The 15,283-nt window shown below is 60.4% G+C and carries 10 protein-coding genes; 5 read left to right on the top strand and 5 right to left on the bottom strand.

The genetic code is table 11. The features are described 5' to 3' along the window. Positions 1 to 72: 72 nt before the first annotated feature. Both galU and def read left to right on the top strand, forming a co-directional pair. Entirely contained in the window at positions 73 to 960 is an 888-nt protein-coding gene (gene galU / locus E4P32_RS07800; protein WP_116432500.1) for a UTP--glucose-1-phosphate uridylyltransferase GalU, read from the top strand. A gap of 26 nt (positions 961 to 986) precedes the next feature. Continuing rightward, positions 987 to 1,523, top strand: a complete 537-nt coding sequence (def, locus tag E4P32_RS07795) for a peptide deformylase (protein ID WP_116432501.1) — start codon at positions 987 to 989, stop codon at positions 1,521 to 1,523. 119 nt (positions 1,524 to 1,642) lie between these two features. On the opposite strand, the gene cphA (E4P32_RS07790) is transcribed toward def, so the two are convergent. Together cphA (E4P32_RS07790) and cphA (E4P32_RS07785) are read right to left on the bottom strand one after the other, a co-directional pair. Beyond that, positions 1,643 to 4,213 (bottom strand): cyanophycin synthetase, encoded by a 2,571-nt coding sequence (gene cphA / locus E4P32_RS07790; protein ID WP_116432502.1) that lies wholly within the window; start codon positions 4,211 to 4,213, stop codon positions 1,643 to 1,645. A 97-nt stretch (positions 4,214 to 4,310) separates the two neighbouring features. Further along, entirely contained in the window at positions 4,311 to 6,509 is a 2,199-nt protein-coding gene (cphA, locus tag E4P32_RS07785; protein WP_116432503.1) for a cyanophycin synthetase, read from the bottom strand. Positions 6,510 to 6,965: 456 nt separating this feature from the next. On the opposite strand from cphA (E4P32_RS07785), the gene E4P32_RS07780 reads away from it, so the two are divergent. Further along, positions 6,966 to 9,239: an ABC transporter ATP-binding protein gene (locus E4P32_RS07780; RefSeq protein WP_116432504.1), complete on the top strand. Its 2,274-nt coding sequence runs from the start codon at positions 6,966 to 6,968 to the stop codon at positions 9,237 to 9,239. Continuing rightward, the gene (locus E4P32_RS07775) at positions 9,239 to 9,724 is read left to right on the top strand and encodes a DUF1854 domain-containing protein (RefSeq protein ID WP_116433842.1); all 486 of its coding nucleotides are present in this window, start codon (positions 9,239 to 9,241) and stop codon (positions 9,722 to 9,724) included. The genes E4P32_RS07780 and E4P32_RS07775 overlap by 1 nt, the downstream gene beginning before the upstream one ends. Positions 9,725 to 9,793: 69 nt before the next feature. On the opposite strand, the gene E4P32_RS07770 is transcribed toward E4P32_RS07775, so the two are convergent. From E4P32_RS07770 to map, 3 genes are all read right to left on the bottom strand, one after another. Beyond that, positions 9,794 to 10,540, bottom strand: coding sequence for a pseudouridine synthase (locus E4P32_RS07770; RefSeq protein ID WP_116432505.1), 747 nt, complete (start codon positions 10,538 to 10,540; stop codon positions 9,794 to 9,796). Positions 10,541 to 10,602: 62 nt separating this feature from the next. After that, a complete protein-coding gene (locus E4P32_RS07765; RefSeq protein ID WP_116432506.1) occupies positions 10,603 to 13,155 on the bottom strand; it encodes a [protein-PII] uridylyltransferase in 2,553 nt (850 codons plus the stop codon). Between the two features lie 41 nt (positions 13,156 to 13,196). Further along, a complete protein-coding gene (gene map / locus E4P32_RS07760; protein WP_116432507.1) occupies positions 13,197 to 14,021 on the bottom strand; it encodes a type I methionyl aminopeptidase in 825 nt (274 codons plus the stop codon). Between the two features lie 358 nt (positions 14,022 to 14,379). Between map and rpsB the strand changes: the two genes are divergently transcribed. After that, positions 14,380 to 15,129 carry a 30S ribosomal protein S2 gene (rpsB, locus tag E4P32_RS07755; RefSeq protein ID WP_016832597.1) on the top strand — a complete coding sequence of 250 codons (750 nt, stop codon included), beginning with the start codon at positions 14,380 to 14,382 and terminating at the stop codon, positions 15,127 to 15,129. Positions 15,130 to 15,283: the final 154 nt, after the last annotated feature.

The raw sequence follows: 15,283 nt of genomic DNA, 5'->3' as shown, positions 1-15,283 counted from the left end.
CCATGCATCATGCATCATGGGTCAGGCGTCCGGCGCCATGTGAATACACTCAATATGTTATCGGGAGTTGCAATGAGCAAGAGAATCAAGAAAGCCGTATTTCCTGTCGCCGGCCTGGGCAGCCGTTTCCTGCCTGCGACCAAAGCACAGCCGAAGGAAATGCTGCCCATCGTCGACAAGCCTCTGATTCACTACGCGGTGGAAGAAGCGGTCGCCGCAGGCATCACCGAAATGGTGTTCATCACCGGCCGCAACAAGCGGGCCATCGAAGACCATTTCGACAAGGCCTACGAGCTAGAAGCCGAACTGGAAGCTGCCGGAAAGCAGCAGTTGCTGGACATCGTCCAGAACGTGATTCCCAAGAATGTCACCTGCATTTTCATTCGTCAATCCGCGCCATTGGGCCTGGGACATGCGGTGCTGTGCGCACGTCCGGTAGTCGGCGACGAGCCTTTCGCCGTGCTGCTGGCGGACGATTTCATGGATGTCGGTCCGGGCCAGAAGCCGGTCATGGCGCAGATGACCGAAGTCTACGAGCGCGAAGGCCTGAGTCTGTTGGCCGTGCAGGACGTACCGCGCAGCGACACCAAGCAATATGGCATTGTCAGCGCTACCGCCTACCAGGCCAATCTGGAGCGCGTCAACGGCATCGTCGAAAAGCCGGCACCGGATGTCGCGCCGTCGACGCTGGCGGTGGTCGGCCGCTACGTGCTCAACAATCGTATTTTCGAGTACCTCGAAACCATCGGCAAGGGCGCCGGCGGCGAGATTCAATTGACCGACGGTATCGCTGCACTGATGCATGCGCAGACTGTGCTGGCGTATCGCTACGAAGGCCAGCGCTACGATTGCGGTTCCAAGCTCGGTTATCTCAAGGCCACGGTAGCGATGGGCATGAAGCATCCGGAGACCGGCGCAGCGTTCACCGAATACCTGAAGCAGCTCGACATCAACTCCTGAAGCAAAGCAGGGACAAGGGGACCAACATGGCTATTCGCGACATTCTGAAAATGGGCGATCCGCGCCTGCTGCGGCAGGCGGAACCGGTGCAGCAATTCGGCACGCCGGAAATGGACGTGTTGATCGCCGACATGTTCGAGACCATGCGCGCGGTCAACGGCGCAGGCCTGGCGGCGCCGCAAATTGGCGTCAACCTGCAGCTGGTGATTTTCGGTTTCAAGAAGAACCAGCGCTATCCCGACGCGCCCGAAGTGCCTGAAACAGTGCTGATCAATCCGACCCTGACGCCGCTGGGCGACGAGCAGGATGAAGGTTGGGAAGGCTGTTTGTCGGTGCCGGGTCTGCGCGGCGTGGTGCCGCGCTGGAGTCGCTTGCGCTACGAAGGCGTGGACGAAAAGGGCAACCGCATTGATCGCACTGTCGATGGTTTTCATGCGCGCGTGGTGCAGCATGAATGCGATCACCTGATCGGTGTGCTGTATCCGATGCGGATCAAGGATTTCACGCGCTTCGGCTTCACCGAAATCCTGTTCCCCGAACTGGATCCGAACGACGACGATTGAGTCGATCAAGCCGGACCGATGAAGGCATGCAATGTTTTCAGCTCATAAAAAATCGCGTATGAAGTCAGACTTCATACGCGATTTTTTATTGCCGGTTACTGCAAGCTACAAGGGATGATTCAGCCTTCAGCAACACGCTTGCCGATATGCGCCAGCGCTTCTTCGATCTGGTCGATCAGGATCAGGCACAGGTCGCCTTCCTTGAGCGAGGCCAGCGCCGTATCGATGGCGAGGAATTCACCAAAGACTTCCTTCGTCACAGTCGTGCGGCGCGCATTGGCCAGGCCCTGACGCAGCAGCGCCAGTACTTCGCCGTCGGCGCGTCCGCGCTGGCATTGATCCTGGTACAGCACGACTTCGTCAAAGGCATCGCCGAGGATTTCGGTTTGCTGGCGGATGTCGATGTCGCGGCGATCGCCGGCACCGCTGATCACCACCGAGCGACGTTTGGCGGGCATGCTTTCCACCGCCTTGACCAGCGCGTTGATGGCGTCGGGATTGTGGCCGTAGTCGGCGATCACGGTGGCGCCGCGATAGTCGAACAGGTTGAAGCGGCCCGGCGCGGTGCCAACATCGCTGATGAAAGTGCGCAAACCTGCGCGTACGATGTCCCAGTCAAGACTCAGGGCCCATACCGCACCGACTGAGGCCATGGTGTTTTCCACCTGGAAGCCGATGCCGCCATTACGGGTCAGCGGAATGTCCTTGAGCGCCAGGCGAATTTCCTGATCGCCTTGCGCCGCCACGATGTCGTCGCCGTCACGGTAGACCACGCGATGGCCTTGAGCGCGATGCGTGGCCATGATCGGATGCGTCGGGTCGAGCGCGAAGAAGATCACGGCGCCGGGGCAGGATGACGCCATGCTCGACACCATGGTGTCGGCGGCGTTGAGCACTGCGAAGCCGGTCGGCGCAACGTTTTCGACGATCACGCGCTTGACCACGGCGAGGTCTTCGACCGTGCTGATGTAGCTCAGGCCGAGATGGTCGCCCATGCCGATATTCGTTACGACGGCAACGTTGCAGCGGTCGAAGCCGAGGCCTTCGCGCAGCACGCCGCCACGTGCGGTTTCCAACACGGCAGCGTCGACGTCGGGGTGGAACAGCACGTTGCGGGCGCTGCGTGGACCACTGCAGTCGCCGGTGTCGGTGCGTTGATTGTCGATGTAGACGCCATCGGTGTTGGTCATGCCGACGCGCAAGCCCTTTTGCGCCAGCAGGTGCGTGATCAGGCGCACGGTGGTGGTCTTGCCGTTGGTGCCGGCCACTGCGACGAGCGGGATGCGCGCGTCGTCGCCATCGGCGAACATGGTCGAGATGATGGCGTCGCCGACCGCGCGGCCCTTGCCGTAGGACGGCGAAAGATGCATGCGCAGGCCGGGAGCGGCGTTGACTTCGACGATGCCGCCTTCCTGTTCTTCCAGCGGCGCGTGCACGGTGTTGCAGACAATGTCGACGCCGCAGATATCGAGGCCGACCATCTGCGCTGCGGCGACTGCGCGCGCAGCCAGTTCAGGATGGACGTCATCGGTGACGTCGGTAGCGGTGCCGCCGGTGGACAGGTTGGCGTTGTTGCGCAGGACGATGCGCGCACCTTGCGGCGGGATCGATTCAGCGTCGTAATTTTGCTTGGACAGGGTCGCCAGAGCGATGTCGTCGAAACGGATCTTGGTCAGCGATGTCGCATGACCGTCGCCGCGCAGCGGATCGCTGTTGACCGTGTCGACCAGTTGGCGGATGGTGTGCACGCCGTCGCCGATGACTTGCGGCGGATCGCGGCGGGCGGCGGCGACCAGGGTCTTGCCGATCACCAGCAGGCGGTAATCGTGGCCGGGCAGGTAGCGTTCGACGATGATTTCATCGCTGATCTTGACTGCCGCGTTGAAGGCCGCGACGATTTGCTCGTGGCTGCTGATGTTGACGGCGACGCCTTTGCCCTGATTACCGTCGCGCGGCTTGATGACCACCGGCGCGGCGATTTCCTGTGCTGCGGCCCAGGCGTCCTCCACGGTTTCCACCACGCGCCCGTTCGGCACCGGCACGCCGGCGGCGTTGAGCAGCATCTTGGTCAGTTCTTTGTCCTGCGCGATCGATTCGGCAATGGCGCTGGTATTGCTGGTCTCGGCGGCCTGGATGCGTTTCTGGCGGCTGCCCCATCCGAATTGCACCATGCTGCCGTCGGTCAGGCGACGGAACGGGATGCCGCGTTTGACCGCAGCGGCGACGATGGAGCCGGTGCTCGGTCCGAGACGCACGTCTTCGTCCAGTTCACGCAGGCGCGCCAATGCATCTGCCAAATCGAACGGCTTGTCGTCGACGGCGGCGTTGCACAGTTCTTGCGCCAGTTCGAAGGCGAGGCGGCCGACGGCTTCTTCGCTGTATTCGACGATGACCTGGTACACGCCGGCTTCGACGGTCGGAACGGTGCGGCTGAAAGTCACCGGGCAACCGGCTTGCGATTGCAGGCCCAGCGCGGCGGCTTGCAGTGCATGCGCCATGGAGACGGCCTTGATTTCGCCGGCCGGTTGCAGGAAGCCGATATGCGGGAAGCGTGCGCGCAGGCGCACTTCAAAGCCGGGCATGCCTTCGATGGCGCGCTCGACCTCGGGGCATGAGACGATGGCTTCGATCGCAGTATGCCTGCTCCAGAGGTTAGGGCCGCGCAGTACGCGAATACGTGAAACGTCCATCAACAAGTCTTCCTGAATGTGTCTGTTTTAAGTTTCTTGACCGGAGTCCGGCCTTGCTTTGGGCTGCTTTGAAACGGTCTGCTTTAAAAGCCGCGCTTCAGGCCGACTGCGCCTTGCGCTTCTTGCCTTGCTCTTCCGCTTGTTCGGTACCGAATAATTCGATGCCCGCGCGGATCAGGTCGGCCGTGATGCCCAATGCCCAGGTTGCCGCGACTGCAGCCAGGACGTTCTCGATCTGGAAGCCGACCGCGCCGCCGCCGGTAATCGGGATCGCGGTCACGGTGCTGACGCGGACTTCCTTGTCGCCGGTGGCCTGGATGACATCGCCGTTGCGTACGAAGACGCCGCGCTTGCCTTGCTTCAGGTGTTCGGTCATGACCGGCGCCTGGCTGTCGACCGCGAAGAAAATCACTTCGCCGTCGCACAGGCCGGCCATGTCGGCGACCAGCGGATCTTCGGCGTTGAGCACGGCGACGCCGTCCGGCAGCACGACGTCGACCTGCGTGCGCTTGACCTTGGTGGCCAGTTGCTCGGCATTGTCGATGTAGTACTCGGGCAGGCTGTCGGCCGGATCGATGTTGGTGACCACGCCAACCTGGCAGCGGTCGTAGGCCAGGCCTTCGGAGAGGATCGAGACGCTGCCGTTTTCAAATACGGCGGCTTCAACGGCGCGGTTGAGCAATATGCGGTGCGCGGCGCCCCAGTTGGCGCGATTGCCTTTTTCAACGAGACGCTGGCCGAGGTACAGGCCGTCGCCGCACGCCAGGCCGACATGTTTGCCGCTGAGGTCGATGATGCGTGCGACCAGGCGGGCGATGGTGGTCTTGCCGTGGGTGCCGGTGATGCCGACGATAGGGATGCGGCCGGTGTCTTCCGGCTTGAACAGGTGTTCGACGATAGCCTGACCGACCGGGCGCGGCGTGCCTTCGGACGGTTTCAGATGCATCAGCAGGCCGGGGCCCGCGTTGACTTCAACGATGGCCGCGCGCTGTTCGGCGAGCGGGCGGGAGATATCTTCCGCTACCAGGTCGACGCCGGCGATGTCGAGGCCGACCACGCGCGCCGCCAGTGCTGCTGTTGCAGCGACACTTGGGTGGACCTGATCGGTGACGTCAATAGCAACGTTGCCATTGCGGAGCAACAAGACCTTCTTGCCGTTTGGCGGTACGGAGTCCGCAGTCAGGCCCTGGCGTTCCAGTTCCAGACGCGCCGCCGGCTCGCGGTCGAGGATGACCGGATTCAGCGGATGTTCCTCCAGATCGCCACGGCGCGGATCCATGTTGACCACGTCGATCAGTTGCGAGATGGTCGAGACGCCGTCGCCGACGACGAAGATAGGTTCGCCGCGCGCTGCAGCAGCGAGCTTGCCGCCGACGATCAGCAGACGATGTTCGTTGCCGCGGATGAAGCGTTCGACCAGCACGCTGCTGCCTTCTTCGAGCGCCGCTTTATAGGCGGTTTCAACTTCAGCTTGGGTATTGAGGTCAATGAAGACGCCGCGGCCGTGGTTGGCGTCGGACGGCTTGACGACCACCGGCAGGCCGATGTCTTCGGCGGCTTCCCAGGCATCGGCCGGGCTGTCGACGATGCGGCCTTCGGGAATGGCGACGCCGCAGGATTGCAACAAGGTCTTGGTCAGGTCCTTGTCGCGCGAGATGCTTTCGGCGATGGCGCTGGTCTGGTCGGTTTCTGCGGTCCAGATGCGGCGCTGCTTGCAGCCGTGGCCAAGTTGGACCAGGTTGCCTTCGGACAGGCGGATCGACGGAATGCGGCGCTCGTCGGCGGCGTCCACGATGCAGGCGGTGCTGGGGCCGAGACACAGTGAATCGACCATGTCGCGCAGCTTTTCGATGGTGGCATCAACGTCGAAAGGCTTGTCTTCGATCGCGGCCATGACCAGGTCGCGGCCGGCGTACAGGGCGGCGCGGGTGACTTGTTCGTGGCGGGCGCGGACGACGACTTTATAGACGCCGCGGGTCGAGGTTTCACGCGCCTTGCCGAAACCGCCGGGCAGGCCGGCCAGGTTTTGCAGCTCGAGCGTGACGTGTTCCATGATGTGGCCGGGCCAGGTGCCTTCTTTCAGGCGCTGCAGGAAACCGCCGCGTTCGCCGTAGCTGCAGCGGTGTTCGACCAGCGAAGGCAGCCAGCTGGTCAGGCGTTCATTGAAGCCGGGAATGATGTTCGACGGAAAGTCTTCCAGTTCTCCGATGTCGATCCAGACCTCCAGCGCAGGGCGATAGGTCCAGATATTGGGGCCGTGCAGCGGGAGGATACGGAGAAATTCTATATTTTTCATGAGTAGGCAGTTGTGCCGCTAAGCGTTGTGCGTTCTGTCGATCCAGGCATGATTCAAGCGCAATTCAAGTATGACTCAGCGTAAATAACGCATTAAGCGCCAATTGGTTTACTTCACATCAACAAAATGCGAGCGCTACCATCGGCCTGCGCGTGTTTTTGCAGGATTTTCTTGTTCTTCGTTCCATATTTGTCCAAGCCCCTTCCCATAAGTTGCCGGTAGTCACAATATGTAACGATATTGTCTCAGACTGTTTGCGGTCTTGCATGCAAAAAAATCAGGAAATCGTCAGGGTTCGGGACCAAACCGGCGCTTTGTTTGTCATCGCAGGAGGGGCTCCGCGCGTTGTCGGGGTGGCAAACCCTTGCGATATAATATGCGCGGCATAGATTGTCGGCAAAAAGTTGCCAGCAAAACCATTCCTCACTGTCCGCACAGGACAAACATGCCGTTCAGATGAATAGAGAATCCCTCATCCCAAGCTCCTCCAATTTGCCCGCGCCGTGGCGCGCGGAAGCGCAAGCCCAGCTGGCGCCCGAAGAAAAGATCGTCACCTGGCTAGAACTCGACCTCGACGCCGCGCTGAAATTCAGCCGCGGTCTGATTGTCGCGACTGACCGTCGCCTGCTCGCCAGAAACAGTGAAACCAAGGGCTGGACCGCCTGGGAATACCGCGCCGGGCTGACACTGAAGCACCATGACCACGCCGGTGTCGGCAGCCTCGAGTTGCAAGACGGCCAATCAAGGCTGGCTCTCTGGCGTTACACGCTGGCGCAAAACCCGCAGGCGCTGCGCCTGATCAACCAGTTCGACCAGCAGCGCGACGCCCAGGCATCCGGCCAGGCTGCGGTGGAGGAGGAGCTGGACGTCTGTCCGCAATGCAAGGCGCCGATCCCGCAGGGCCAGGAAACCTGCGCCATCTGCCCGGAAGCCAAGGAAGCGCCGCCGTCGACCTGGGCGCTGTTCCGCCTGACGCGCTTCGCCAAACCGTACAAGGGGTCCTTGCTGCTGGGTTTCCTGCTGACGCTGGCGTCCACCGCCGCGACGCTGGTGCCGCCGTACATGACGATGCCGCTGATGGACAATGTGCTGATTCCGTTCCAGAACGGCGCGCCGCTGGATTCTCACCTGGCCGGTCTGTACCTGAGCGGCTTGCTGGGTTCCGCCATGGTGGCCTGGATACTTGGCTGGGGCCGCACCTACATCCTCGCGCTGGTGAGCGAGCGCATCGGCGCCGATCTGCGCACCTCGACTTATGAACATCTGCTGCGGTTGTCGCAGGAATACTTCGGTGGCAAGCGTACCGGCGACCTGATGGCGCGCATCGGTTCCGAGACCGACCGCATCTGCGTGTTCCTGTCGCTGCATCTGCTGGACTTCATCATCGACGTCCTGATGATCATCATGACGGCCGCAATTCTGATTTCGATCAATCCGTGGCTGGCGCTGGTGACCTTGCTGCCGTTGCCGTTCATTGCCTGGATGATTCACGTGGTGCGGGATCGCCTGCGCCACGGCTTCGAAAAGATCGACCGCATCTGGTCGGAAGTGACCAACGTGCTGGCCGACACCATCCCCGGCATCCGCGTCGTCAAGGCCTTTGCCCAGGAAAAGCGTGAAGCGGCCCGCTTCAAGGAAGCCAATCGCCACAACCTGGTGGTCAACGACCGCGTCAACAAGATATGGTCGCTGTTCACGCCGACCGTGACCATGCTGACCGAAATCGGTCTGCTGGTGGTCTGGGTCTTTGGCATCTGGCAGGTTTCGCATAACCAGATCACGGTCGGTGTGCTGACCGCCTTCCTGGCGTACATCAGCCGTTTCTACACGCGCCTGGATTCAATGAGCCGCATCGTGTCGGTTACGCAAAAGGCCGCTGCCGGCGCCAAGCGGATCTTCGACATTCTCGACCACGTGTCGAGCGTACCCGAGCCGGCCAATCCGGTACATATCGAAAAAGTGAAGGGCGCCATCGAACTGCGCAACGTCGGTTTCCGCTACGGCAATCGCTCGGTCATGCGCGGCGTCGATCTGTCGATTGCGCCAGGTGAGATGATCGGCCTGGTCGGTCACAGCGGTTCCGGCAAGAGCACCATGGTCAATCTGATCTGCCGTTTCTATGACGTCTCGGAAGGCTCGATCCGCATCGACGGCGTCGACATCCGCTCGCTGCCGATTTCCGAATATCGCCGCAATATCGGCCTGGTGCTGCAGGAGCCGTTCCTGTTCTTCGGCACGATTGCCGAGAACATCGCCTACGGCAAGCCCGAGGCGACCCGCGCCGAGATCATCGCGGCCGCGCGCGCCGCGCATGCGCATGAATTCATCCTGCGCCTGCCGCAGGGCTACGATTCGCTGGTTGGTGAGCGCGGCCAGGCGTTGTCGGGCGGCGAGCGCCAGCGCATTTCGATTGCGCGTGCGCTGCTGATCGATCCGCGTTTCCTGATTCTCGACGAAGCCACATCGTCGGTCGATACGACCACCGAAAAGGAAATCCAGAAGGCGCTCGACAACCTCGTGCAAGGCCGCACCACAATCGCGATTGCGCACCGTTTGTCGACGCTGCGCAAGGCCGATCGCCTGGTGGTGCTCGACCGTGGCCAGGTGGTCGAAGTCGGACCGCATGAAGAATTGATGGCAAAGCAGGGCGCATACTACCGGTTGTATCAGGCGCAGGCCCGTAATCCCGAAGCCGAGGTGTCGGGCAGCGAAGAGAAGGACGAGGAATGATGACCACGCATACTGGCGCCGCCCATAATTTCACCTTGCACCGGAATGATTTCGGCCGCCTGGTCTTTGTCGATGCGGAAGGCGTTGCGCATGAAGGAGCGATTCCCGTGCGCGCTTTTCCGATCGGCGCGCCTGATGAAGGCATTGCCCTGGTCAGCGCCGACGGGCATGAGCTGGCCTGGATAGATCAATGGTCGGACATCTCGGCCGAACTCCGGACCGTCATCGAAGAAGAACTGGCCGCGCGCGAATTCATGCCGCAGATCAGTCGCATCATCGGTGTCTCCAGCTTCGCTACCCCGAGCGTCTGGGAAGTGGAAACCAATCGTGGCAATACCTCATTCACCCTCAAGGGCGAAGAAGATATCCGCCGCCTGCCCAACTCGGCGTTGCTGATCGCCGACAGTCACGGCATCCAGTTCCTGATCCGCGACACCAAGGCGCTGGACAAGCACGGCCGCAAGATTCTGGACCGCTTCCTGTAAAGTCGGCGGGCAATAAAAAACGGCTGCTTCCGTAATGGTTGCAGCCGTTTTTTTATGTCTCGGAGTTCTTCAGAATTGCTCGTCAGGACGCAGGTAACGCCATTCTCCCGTCGGCAAATCGCCGAGCTTGACGCCGCCGATGCGCACGCGCTTGAGGCCGACGACGCGCAATCCGACCAGTTCGCACATGCGACGGATCTGGCGCTTCTTGCCTTCATTGAGAATGAAACTGAGCTGATCGTCGTTTTGCCAGCGCACCTTGGCCGGCTTGAGCGCCTTGCCGTCCAGCGACAGACCGTGGTTGAGACGCTTGAGATCACTGTCCGGCAGCTTGCCCGGTTTGGTGTATTGCACGCGCACCAGGTATTCCTTGTCGACGCTGGTGTCTTCGCCAATCAGCTGCTTGGCGATGCGGCCGTCCTGCGTCAGCACCAGCAAACCGACCGAGTCGATGTCCAGGCGACCGGCCGGCACCAGGCTGCGCAGTTGCGTCGGATGGAATTGCGTGTCGACCTGGTCTTCCTTCCAGCGCGTGGCGGCTTCCACCAGCGCGACTGCCGGTTTGTAGCCGTCTTCGGCCTGGCCGCTGACGAAGCCCATCGGTTTGTTGATCAGGATGGTGACGCGCTTGGATTGTTCCGCAGCGGCCTGGCGTTCCACACTTACGCGCTGGTGCGGCAGTACTTTGCTACCGAGTACGGAAACCACAATACCGTCAACGCGGACCCAGCCTTTTTCTATCCATTCGTCGGCCTCCCGGCGCGAACAGAGGCCGAGTTCGGACATGCGTTTGGACAGGCGTACTGGTTCAGTCATGATGAATAAGCTAGGTGAAAATCGGGTTAAATAAAAGCGGAGGAAGCGGCGGTCGGTGCGCGCTAAATACGCAGCGCCTTGAGCAAGTCGGTTTCCAACATGATCTGGTTGCGCGGATGATTGAGTGCCGCACCGTCGACCAGGAACACGTCTTCGACCCGTTCGCCGAGCGTCATCACCTTGGCCGTGTGCAGGTTGATCTTGTACTTGGCGAGGATGTTGGAGATTGTGTAGAGCAGGCCGTTGCGATCGTTTGCAGACACCGACAGCAGGTAATACTGGCCGCGTTCATCCGGACGCAGGTCGACCGACGGATTGATCGGAAAGGTGCGTGACAGGCGCGACAAGCGTCCCTTCGCCGGCGTCGGCAACGGACTGTCGGATTGCAGCAGGTGCGCCAGCTCATGCTCGATCAGGTTGATGATGTCGCGATAATTCTTGGCGAACACCGGCGCGCTGATCAGGAAGGCGTCGAGTGCGTAATTGGTCTTGGTGGTGTGGATCTTGGCGTCGAGAATGCTGAAATTCTTTTCGTCGAAATAGCTGCAGATGCGTGCAAACAGATCAGGCTGGTCGGGCGTATATACGGCGACCTGCACGCCTTCGCCGATCGGCGCCAGGCGACATTTGACGAGCGGCACCTTGCTGTCCATCTTGTCGTAGAACGAGCGCGTCTGCCAAGCGATGTCGGAGGCATCGAGGCGCAGGAAGTAGGCGACGTCGAGCTGGCGCCAGAAGTTTTCGTGGGCATCGGCCGGCAGGCCGTACAGGCGCAGCGTCTTGATCGCTTCCTGCTGGGTGTTCTTGAGTTCGCGGTCGGCCGAGGGCGCTTCGCCGCCCAGCACGCGCAGGGTCATGCGATACAGGTCTTCCAGCAGCTTGCCTTTCCAGGCGTTCCAGACCTTCGGGCTGGTGCCGCGGATGTCGGCCACGGTGAGCAAGTACAGCGCGGTCAGGTGGCGTTCATCCTTGACCGAGTCAGCGAATTGCTGGATCACATCGGGGTCCGACAAGTCCTGCTTTTGCGCCACTTGCGACATGGTCAGGTGATGCTCGACCAGGAACACCACAAGCTCGGTGTTGGCTTCCGAGATGCCGTGCTGCACGCAGAACTGGCGTGCATCGGCCATGCCCAGTTTGGAATGATCGCCGCCACGGCCCTTGGCGATATCATGGAACAGCGCCGCCACATACAGGATCCACGGCTGCGCGAAGTTGGCCATGAGCTGGCTGCAGAACGGATATTCATGCGCGTGTTCGCTCATCGTGAAGCGGCGCACATTGCGCACCACCATCAGGATGTGCTGGTCGACCGTATAAACGTGGAACAGGTCGTGCTGCATCTGGCCGACGATACGGCGGAAGTTGGGCAGGTAGCGCCCCAGCACGCTGGTCTGGTTCATCCCGCGCAGCGCGTGCATGATGCCGCGCTTGCCTTGCAGGATCTGCATGAACAGGGCGTGGTTGGCAGGATCGGCGCGGAACGCATTGTCGATCTTGAAGCGCGCGTGCCACAGCGCACGCATGGTGCGCGCCGACATGTTCTTGAGTTCCTGATGCTGGGCCAGCACCAGGAAAACCTCCAGCATGGCCGACGGCGTGTCTTCGAAGACGTTGTCGTGGGCGATGTCGAGAAAGCCGTTGAGTTCGTTGAAGCGCTCGTTGAGCTTTTGCGGGATGACGTCCTGCGGGAACAGTTGCGCTTCGATGTTCTGCAACAGGATGGTGTTGAGCTGGGTGACCGCCTTGGCGGCCCAGTAATAGCGCTGCATCAGGTATTCGCTGGCGCGACGCGTATCGGTGCTCTTGAAGCCGAAGCTCTCGGCGATCGGCGTCTGGATATCAAACACCAGGCGGTCTTCGCGTCGGTTGGTGTAGATGTGCAGGCGGATGCGGATGTCCTTGAAGGCGCGCTCCTTTTGCGTCAGCTGGCGCGCTTCGGTCGCGGTCAGCAGGCCACGCTGCGCGAGTTTGTTCCAGGAGTCGCCCAGGCCGGCCGCCTTGGCGACCCAAAGGATGACCTGCAGGTCGCGCAGGCCGCCCGGGCTTTCCTTGCAGTTCGGCTCCAGGCTGTAGGGAGTATCTTCGTATTTGACGTGGCGCTGGCGCAGTTCCAGGGTCTTGGCCAGGAAGAAGGCGCGGGGATCCATGGCCGCCTGGCATTTCGCCTGCAGCAACTGGAACAGCGTCTTGTTGCCGGTCACCAGGCGCGCTTCCAGCAGGCTGGTCTGCACCGTGATATCGGCGGCCGATTCGGTCATGCATTCGTCGATGGTGCGAATGCTGTGGCCGATTTCAAGGCCGATGTCCCAGAATAGCTGCACCAGCGATTCCAGCTTTTCCTGCATGGCCTTGCCGGGCGATTCGTCGAGCAGGATCAAAACGTCGACGTCGGAATGCGGAAACAGTTCGCCGCGGCCGTAGCCGCCGACTGCCACTAATGCGATGTCGCGCGGCAGGTCGCATTTGTCCCAGGCTTCGGTGAGCGCAGCGTCGACGTTGCGGCGCAATTGTGTCAACAGATGGTCGGTCTTGCCGTCCGCCTGGAAGGCCTCAATGGCTTCCAGGCGAGATGCTTTGAGCTGTTTTTTCAGTGTGACGGCAAGGGAAGGCATAGAAATCCGGTCAATGGATCAGGCAGATCAGAGATCAAAAATCAAGCAAGGGCAGGGGCCGCTTGCTGGATGAAGGCCGGGGGCGCCGGCATGCCGGGCGATACCGTCAGCACTTCGAAACCGGTTTCGGTCACCAGCACAGTGTGTTCCCATTGCGCCGACAGGCTGCGATCCTTGGTCTTGATGGTCCAGCCGTCGCCCATTTCGCGGATTTCGCGGCGTCCGGCGTTGATCATCGGTTCGACCGTGAAAATCATGCCCGCTTCGAGCTTTTCCAGCGTGCCGGGGCGGCCGTAGTGCAGCACTTGCGGTTCTTCGTGGAAGACCGTCCCGATGCCGTGGCCGCAGAACTCGCGCACCACGCTGTAACCGGCTTTTTCCGCATGCTGTTGGATTACATGGCCGATATCGCCCAGATGCGCGCCCGCCTTGATCTTGGAAATGCCCAGCCACATGCATTCATAGGTGATCTCAGTCAGGCGGCGCGCCAGGATCGATGGTTCACCGATGAAGAACATGCGGCTGGTGTCGCCGTGGTAGCCGTTCTTGATCACGGTGATGTCGATGTTCAGGACGTCGCCGTTCTTCATGACCTTGTCGCCCGGGATGCCGTGACAGATGATGTCGTTGAGCGAGGTGCAGATTGCCTTCGGGTAAGGTGTATAGCCCGGCGGGCAGTAATTCAGCGGGGCCGGGATGGTGCCTTGCACATTGGTCATGTACTCGTGGCACAGGCGGTCCAGTTCGCCGGTAGTAGTGCCGGCCTTGACGAAAGGCGCGATGTAATCGAGCACTTCGGCGGCCAGTTTGCCGGCCACGCGCATGCCTTCAATATCTTCGGCGGTTTTGATGGAGATGGAGCCCATAAAGTTTGTCGCAATTCGCTAAAAATCGTTAAGTAGAGATTATAGACGAGGGCAGGCGGTTCTGTCGGCGCGGATTGGACGTGCGGCGCAGGCAAAAGCTAATGAAAACAATGCTTTCGGCGCTTGAATGGATTCTCCGGATGAGGTAGAATGCTCGGCTAACTTGAGTCACTCAGGTTGGAAGGCGGTTTTTTGCAGTGATGGGCGGCTGTTTTACGCCGATTGACGCAAATCTTGCCTTGTTGAAATAAGTAGTTAAATTTGAATCGCGAATCCGTTCGCAAAGGGTGTCCGGGCAGCAGTTGATCTGTCCTCCCGGATGGCCGAATGGATTCCAGACCTAACCCTGGAGAAATTTATGTCCGTAACTATGCGCGAAATGCTGGAAGCAGGTGTCCACTTCGGTCACCAAACACGCTTCTGGAACCCAAAGATGGCCCCGTTTATCTTCGGTCATCGCAACAAGATTCATATCGTCAACCTGGAAAAGACCCTGGGCATGTATCAGGAAGCGCTGAAGTACGTGCGCCAACTGTCGTCCAACCGCGGCACTATCCTGTTTGTCGGCACCAAGCGTCAAGCACGCGACACCATTGCAGCTGAAGCACAACGTGCAGGCGTTCCTTACGTCGACCAGCGCTGGTTGGGCGGCATGCTGACCAACTTCAAGACCATCAAGACATCGATCAAGCGTCTGAAGGACATGGAAGCGTCCATCGCTGACGGTTCCAACGAAAAGCTGAGCAAGAAAGAAGCACTGCTGTTCAGCCGCGAACAAGAAAAGCTGCAAAAGGCAATCGGCGGTATCAAGGATATGGGCGGCATTCCTGACGCCATCTTCGTGATCGACGTCGGCTACCACAAGGGCGCCATCACTGAAGCCGCCAAGCTGGGTATCCCGGTCATCGGCGTGGTCGATACCAACCACTCGCCAGAAGGCGTGACTTACATCATCCCGGGTAACGACGATTCCGCCAAGGCAATCGCTCTGTACGCTCGCGGTGTTGCTGACGCGATCCTGGAAGGCCGTGAAAATGCGGTGAACGAAGTTGTTGAAGCCGTCAAGAACGGTGGCGACGAATTCGTTGAAGTGAACGAACAGGCTTAATTTGCCTGCAGCGCCCGTGGAGATGCATCCGCGGGCGACAAGAAAAGGGGTAACAGCGAGAGTTAGCGCAGTTCGCCCCTTTTTTTTGAGTAAATTGATTGAATTTTCGATGTGACGTTTTGATGACGGCATGTCAACTTAGTTAGGAGAAACA

The sequence above is a fragment of the Herbaspirillum sp. 3R11 genome (genome assembly GCF_004563925.1).
Classification (GTDB): Bacteria; Pseudomonadota; Gammaproteobacteria; order Burkholderiales; family Burkholderiaceae_D; genus Herbaspirillum.
This window is presented reverse-complemented; position numbering and strand designations above follow the sequence as displayed.